This window comes from Enterobacter sp. CGMCC 5087 (genome assembly GCF_003144775.1).
Lineage (GTDB): Bacteria > Pseudomonadota > Gammaproteobacteria > Enterobacterales > Enterobacteriaceae > Enterobacter > Enterobacter cloacae_M.
Map to the genome: position 1 here is coordinate 1 of NZ_QFXN01000013.1, position 5,793 is coordinate 5,793.

A 5,793-nucleotide genomic window follows, 5' to 3' on the forward strand; every position below is an offset into this window, starting at 1 on the left:
CCAGCGCTATAACGCTAAATATTCCTCCGGACATCGCATTGGCGCACGTACAAAAATATCGGGCCTGTCCGGGATTGGCGACTGGTCATCAAAAATTCCACAGGGGGCGATAAATATCGCAAGCCTGACGGAGGGCGACGACCGAATCACTCACGCGTATTACGCCTATCCTCAGTACCTGATTAACGGCAACTGGGTTAACTTCGCATAAGGATAAAACTATGAACAACTTAGGAACATTCAAACGCTACACCCCTGAATCACCACCAGTTCCGGGGGCTGCATACATCAAAAATGCTGACGGCACCGACTGGTACACCATCACCTGGGACAAAGAGCGTATCGCGGGGAATATCTACGCCGCAACGGATGCGGAGGGGAAGATAATTTGCGTCACAGATGACGGCAGCGCCTTATTCCCGGTCGATATGACCGTCTGGGAAATACCGGAAAACGACGCGCCGGAAGGTATCCTGACCGATGGCTATAACGCCAGAATCATTGATGGCGTTTATTCTCTCGACCAGGTTGTTATCGCCAGAGGAACGCAGTCCAGCCTACTGCGGGAGGCCAAAGATAAAATCGCTATCCTCCAGGATGCGGTTGATCTGAACATGGCAACAGAAGTCGAGAAATTTCTGCTTATTGAGTGGAAAAAATACCGTGTGCTGGTTTATCGAGTGCAACCAGGGGAAGATTGGCCGCCGAAGCCTGAGTGATATCAAAGAGAACAGAATACCAGCCAGGAGCAGGTTTTTCTTCGCCCTGGCTAAATAAAACCCACCGTACAGGTGGTGAAACACCGTGAGTTCATCATCCTATAACAGACGTGCTAAGGACTCTGTTCTGCACCATCTGTCTTTGTAGTCAGCAGTTGGTTTTCCAAACGAGTAACGCAATTCTTTACCGGCCATACTGCTGAAGTCGTAGGCTTTTTTTACATTCAGCCACGTTACTACAGTCCCCGGGCAAAAAGAGTCGTGAACTTGATCGTAGCCTCCATTAATATAATCATAGCTTACCCACCCCGGACTTTCAGCTTTGGTTATCATCTGAAAAGCGCATGGTTTTCCTTTTAGTGTTAGCACATGACCGAAGAAAAAAGAACGCAAATTTTTGAGGGTGTCAAGCATTTCATGTACATTGTCAGGTTTACGTCCTCTGCGTTTATAAAACAACTCAATATATATTTCGCATAAATCCTCGGGAGAGAATTCTGACTGATCGAAAATATCACCCCCCTGCGTTTAAAAATCTATTTAATTCGCTATTTCTTCTGTTTTTTGTTTTCGATGAGTAACCGCTTCCCCCACAGCCTTTTGCAATGCATATCCTCCGCCCGCTGTTGATTGAAATCATTGAGTTAATAACATTTTGCGCATTAATTGGTGACAGGTATTTAGATTTAAAAGGTATGACATATTCTTCAGATGATGATATTGGAAGTATTATTTCATCTTTACTGAATGGGTACGCGTTAGCTATTTTTTTTGAAAACTCTGCATCACCTGCTAAATGCTTGCCGTCCCAAGTGCAAAGTGCTCCCAAAAGTCGCCCATCTGTATCTTTTTTTACATAGTAGTCAGGATTACAAGGAAGACGATTGTGTAGGAAATTCAGCACATCCGGATGAGTAATTACGCTGCCTCCAAATAATTTATGGCATTCTGCATAAGTGGAATCCTTACTTTTCCGCCAACCGGCCATTTTAAAAATCAAATTTCTCATAGCGCTCTCTGTTAATAAAGGAGAATCGATATATTACCGATTGAAGTTATACGTTTTTTAAACAGACCATATAATGTTGAGCCGGGTTAAGTCCAGGGGGTAGTGGTCGACAAAGTCTGTGCTAAAAAACGGCGGCGCTAAAGTGCTTTTGAATTGCGCCGCCGATCATCAAATGCCGTATAAGGAGTTTAACGACACTCGATACACTGAGTGATGCCGGGTGTCTTGAAACCGGCTTGAACCAGACGATTCGGATTCTCGAAACTGTTTAGTATTGTGTCAATAAATAGGCATAAAAAGCCTACTGATAGTTTTTTTGGGAATTGAATTGAGCGAGTAATTTTATGAAAGGCAGGGAAGCCTATTTAGATGGATTGAGAACAATTTGTCGGAAAAAGTCTTCTCCAAAACAAATCGTTAATTGATTGAAGTTACAGAGATTTAACTAACGGAAAATGTAAGAGAAAACCAGTTGGAATTTGAGCGTATCCTATTGATTTAATGTTTAAATATTGATTTTTGATAGATCTTTGAACTCAGAAGGTGTAAGTGAATTTAACGGACTGGAATATATATCTTTTTCGTTTGCCTCAAAACCTCTCCAAACCTTTTCTCCAAAATACCGCCTCTTTTTATGACCTCAGTCATTAAACCGTGCTGAGTTTGGATTCTCGGCACGGCTGCGGAATTCAGAGAAGCAAGAGCCGTTGATATACCTGATGTTCTGAGAGAGACTCTGGCTGGAGTGCGGGTGGATCCTGAATCGGCGTTAACACCAAAAACGCACTCTTATTCAGCTAACCACCTGGCAGATATAAAAACTGCACCTTAAAACGACAGGGCTGAGATAATTCCCGTGATATGAGTCAAATATATACAAAAGGGTTTGCTTGAAAGCTGAGTTTTAACAGTACCGCTGCTCAAAAACGACTTTTATATGTATCTTTTTTTTCAGAATATCCTCATGCTAATTACCTTTGCTAAATTAGAATATTCCCATATGGATTGTTAGTCTTTGATTTTGTTACTTCCGGATATTAAACGATATCAGCCATAGAGGCTGGCATTTCTAAAAGTTTTTGTGAATGGACGCCTCCGTTCGTATTATGAACGTAGAAGGCCTGGTTAGGAGAGAGTGATATGGAAGATGTTGTTTATGTTATCGATGATGATGATGCATATAGGCTGTTTGTGGTTAAATTGTTAATGGCGAAAGGTTATCAGGCTTTTGACTTCAAAGATGCCGAAGAATTTCTCTCCTGCTCCATTGTCGATCGTCCTTCATGCTTAATACTTGAAATTAACACCTCAGACACTAACGGTTTCGATGTGATAGATGCCCTGAAGGAACGTGGCTGTACAATACCGATAATTATCCTGACCATGGCCGGCTCAATCCCACTCTGCGTACGAGCGATGAAAGCAGGTGTTAGGGATTTTTTGACGAAGCCAGTCGAACCAGAAGAATTGATCGATGTCGTGAAAGATGTGCTAAACGAAGCGAGCCACAATTTTTTAGAGCAACAAAGATTATTCGAGCTTTGCAAAAGCTACCATGCCCTGACACGACGCGAAAAGCAGATCTTTGAGTTAGCGATTAACGGCCTACAAAACAAACAAATTGCGTCTGAACTTGGCATATCAGAAATTACCGTGAAGGTCCACCGACGCAGAGTGATGGATAAAATGCAGGTGCGTACTTTAGCTGATTTGGTCCATGCTGCCGGTACGTTACAAATAGGAAAGTCACATTGTCCGCCCCGGAAAAACTATTAATACACCCAAAGCGAAGGCGCGTCATTGCTGCCTGGTCTTTCGGTCTTAAATAGCGGTTCGCGAGAAAGCTACATGACGAGCGATCGCCAGGAAGGATAACCGTCTGGCAGGAAGCCAGACGGTGGAAGGGTTATGCTTTACGCGTCGCCGCTTTCATTGCGGTCACAAACGCTTTCAGCTCGGCCAGCATCTGTTCTGGCTTGTCCACGTTCTTTTCGATGATCTTCACAATCGCGGAGCCGGAGATGGCACCAGCCGCCTTCGCGTCAATCGCTGCGGTGACCTGATCCGGGGATGAAATCCCGAACCCCTGCAGCGGAGGCGCGGCATGGTACTCGGCCAGCTTCTCCACCAGATGATGCAGCGGCAGGGCGGCTTTATTCTCGGCACCGGTCACGCCCGCGCGGGAGAGCAGGTAGGTATACCCGCGTCCGTAAGAGGCAATCTGGCGCAGCAGTTCGTCATCGGCGTTCGGCGGGCAGATGAAAATCGGGGCGACGTTATGGCGCATGGCCGCCTGACGGAATGGCGCAGACTCCTCAACCGGCACGTCTGCCACCAGAACGGAGTCGACGCCCACGCGCGCGCACTCGGCATAGAACTCATCAATACCGCGGTTAAAGACCAGGTTGGCGTACATCAGCAGGCCGATCGGAATGGTCGGGTGCTTCTGGCGAATCGCCGCCAGCATCTCGAAGCACTGAGTAGGCGTCACGCCGGAGGCGAATGCGCGCAGCGTTGCGTTCTGGATGGTCGGGCCATCCGCCAGCGGATCGGAGAACGGAATACCCAGCTCCAGCGCGTCGGCGCCGGCTTCAATCAGGGTGTCGATAATCTTCAGCGACTGTTCCGGGCCCGGATCGCCCAGGGTGACGAAGGGAACGAACGCGCCTTCCTGGCGGGATTTCAGCTCTGCAAATACGTTATCGTAGCGTTCCATCAGATTTCCCCTCGTGCTTTCAGAATATCGTGAACGGTGAAGATATCTTTGTCACCGCGGCCGGAAAGGTTCACCACCAGCAGCTGTTCTTTTTCCGGATTTTCTTTCATCATTTTCAGCGCGTGCGCCAGCGCGTGCGAAGACTCCAGCGCCGGGATGATCCCTTCGCTGCGGCACAGCGTTTTAAAGGCTTCCAGCGCTTCGTCATCGGTAATGGAGACATAGTCCGCGCGGCCGGTGCTGTTCAGATACGCATGCTGCGGCCCGACGGACGGGAAGTCGAGGCCGGCAGAAATAGAGTAAGACTCCTCAATCTGACCCTCATCGGTTTGCATCATCGGGGATTTCATCCCGAAGTAGATCCCCACGCGGCCATGCTTCAGCGGCGCGCCGTGTTCACCCGATTCAATGCCGTGACCGGCAGGCTCTACGCCAATCAGGCCCACGCTGGTGTCGTCGATAAAGTCTGCAAACATGCCGATGGCGTTGGAGCCGCCGCCGACGCAGGCGATCACCGCATCCGGCAGGCGACCCTCTTTTTCGAGGATCTGCGCTTTGGTCTCTTCACCGATCATGCGCTGGAATTCGCGCACGATAGTCGGGAACGGGTGCGGGCCCGCCGCGGTACCAAGCATATAGTGTGAGGTTTCATAGCTGCCAGACCAGTCGCGCAGCGCTTCGTTACAGGCATCCTTCAGCGTCGCGGAGCCGCTGTGCACCGGGATTACTTCTGCTCCCATCAGACGCATACGGAAGACGTTCGGAGACTGACGCTCAACGTCTTTCGCTCCCATATAGATGCGGCATTTCAGACCGAGCAGGGCGCTGGCAAGCGCAGAGGCCACGCCGTGCTGACCCGCACCGGTTTCGGCGATGATTTCGGTTTTGCCCATACGCTTCGCGAGCAGCGCCTGGCCCAGCACCTGGTTAGTTTTATGCGCGCCGCCGTGCAGCAGGTCTTCACGCTTCAGATACAGCGTGGTTTTGGTGCCTTCCGTCAGGTTGCGGCATTTGGTCAGCGCGGTCGGACGACCGGCGTAATTTTTCAGCAGGTCGGTAAATTCAGCCTGAAAAGCCGGGTCTTTCTGCGCGCTGACAAACGCTTCTTCCAGCTGGCGCAGCGCGGGCATCAGGATTTGCGGGACGTACATCCCGCCGAACTCACCAAAATACGGGTTAAGTAATGTCGTCATCTTCTCTTCCTTAATATGCACGCAGAGTTTTAAAAACCGAGGCCAGCTTGCTGGCATCTTTGATACCCGGCTGGGACTCTACGCCTGAATTGAAATCGAGGCCTGCGCAGCCGGTTTTAGCGGCTTCTACGCAGTTATCCGGGCCTAATCCACCCG

The 5,793-nt window shown here is 49.2% G+C and carries 7 protein-coding genes and 1 pseudogene; 3 read left to right on the forward strand and 5 right to left on the reverse strand.

Annotation, left to right across the window (positions count from 1 at the left end; all coding sequences use genetic code 11):
- Both DEO48_RS26675 and DEO48_RS27320 read left to right on the forward strand, forming a co-directional pair.
- A partial coding sequence (locus DEO48_RS26675; RefSeq protein WP_375232156.1) for a hypothetical protein occupies positions 1–211 on the forward strand: 211 nt, incomplete at its 5' end.
- Positions 212–221: 10 nt separating this feature from the next.
- Positions 222–719: a tail fiber assembly protein gene (locus DEO48_RS27320; RefSeq protein WP_109843952.1), complete on the forward strand. Its 498-nt coding sequence runs from the start codon at positions 222–224 to the stop codon at positions 717–719.
- A 99-nt stretch (positions 720–818) separates the two neighbouring features.
- Here DEO48_RS27320 and DEO48_RS27025 read toward each other — a convergent pair whose 3' ends face one another.
- Both DEO48_RS27025 and DEO48_RS27030 read right to left on the reverse strand, forming a co-directional pair.
- The gene (locus DEO48_RS27025) at positions 819–1,178 is read right to left on the reverse strand and encodes a hypothetical protein (RefSeq protein ID WP_375232157.1); all 360 of its coding nucleotides are present in this window, start codon (positions 1,176–1,178) and stop codon (positions 819–821) included.
- Positions 1,179–1,233: 55 nt separating this feature from the next.
- A complete protein-coding gene (locus DEO48_RS27030) occupies positions 1,234–1,728 on the reverse strand; it encodes a hypothetical protein (protein WP_258306043.1) in 495 nt (164 codons plus the stop codon).
- A 1,140-nt stretch (positions 1,729–2,868) separates the two neighbouring features.
- Here DEO48_RS27030 and DEO48_RS00145 point away from each other — a divergent pair.
- Positions 2,869–3,504 carry a response regulator transcription factor gene (locus tag DEO48_RS00145; RefSeq protein WP_109843953.1) on the forward strand — a complete coding sequence of 212 codons (636 nt, stop codon included), beginning with the start codon at positions 2,869–2,871 and terminating at the stop codon, positions 3,502–3,504.
- Between the two features lie 130 nt (positions 3,505–3,634).
- Here DEO48_RS00145 and trpA read toward each other — a convergent pair whose 3' ends face one another.
- The 3 genes and pseudogenes from trpA to DEO48_RS00160 form a co-directional block, all read right to left on the reverse strand.
- On the reverse strand, positions 3,635–4,444 hold the full coding sequence (gene trpA, locus DEO48_RS00150) for a tryptophan synthase subunit alpha (RefSeq protein ID WP_023312082.1): 810 nt from the start codon (positions 4,442–4,444) through the stop codon (positions 3,635–3,637).
- Entirely contained in the window at positions 4,444–5,637 is a 1,194-nt protein-coding gene (gene trpB / locus DEO48_RS00155) for a tryptophan synthase subunit beta (protein ID WP_109843954.1), read from the reverse strand. The genes trpA and trpB overlap by 1 nt, the downstream gene beginning before the upstream one ends.
- A 10-nt stretch (positions 5,638–5,647) precedes the next feature.
- Positions 5,648–5,793 (reverse strand): annotated as a pseudogene (locus tag DEO48_RS00160) (bifunctional indole-3-glycerol phosphate synthase/phosphoribosylanthranilate isomerase); the annotation flags it as partial.

Bases quoted from the DNA above. Each gene is read 5' to 3' on its own strand.
- DEO48_RS27320 (WP_109843952.1), top strand. From the start codon at position 222: ATGAACAACTTAGGAACATTCAAACGCTACACCCCTGAATCACCACCA.
- DEO48_RS27030 (WP_258306043.1), bottom strand. From the start codon at position 1,728: ATGAGAAATTTGATTTTTAAAATGGCCGGTTGGCGGAAAAGTAAGGAT.
- DEO48_RS00145 (WP_109843953.1), top strand. From the start codon at position 2,869: ATGGAAGATGTTGTTTATGTTATCGATGATGATGATGCATATAGGCTG.
- trpA (WP_023312082.1), bottom strand. From the start codon at position 4,444: ATGGAACGCTACGATAACGTATTTGCAGAGCTGAAATCCCGCCAGGAA.
- trpB (WP_109843954.1), bottom strand. From the start codon at position 5,637: ATGACGACATTACTTAACCCGTATTTTGGTGAGTTCGGCGGGATGTAC.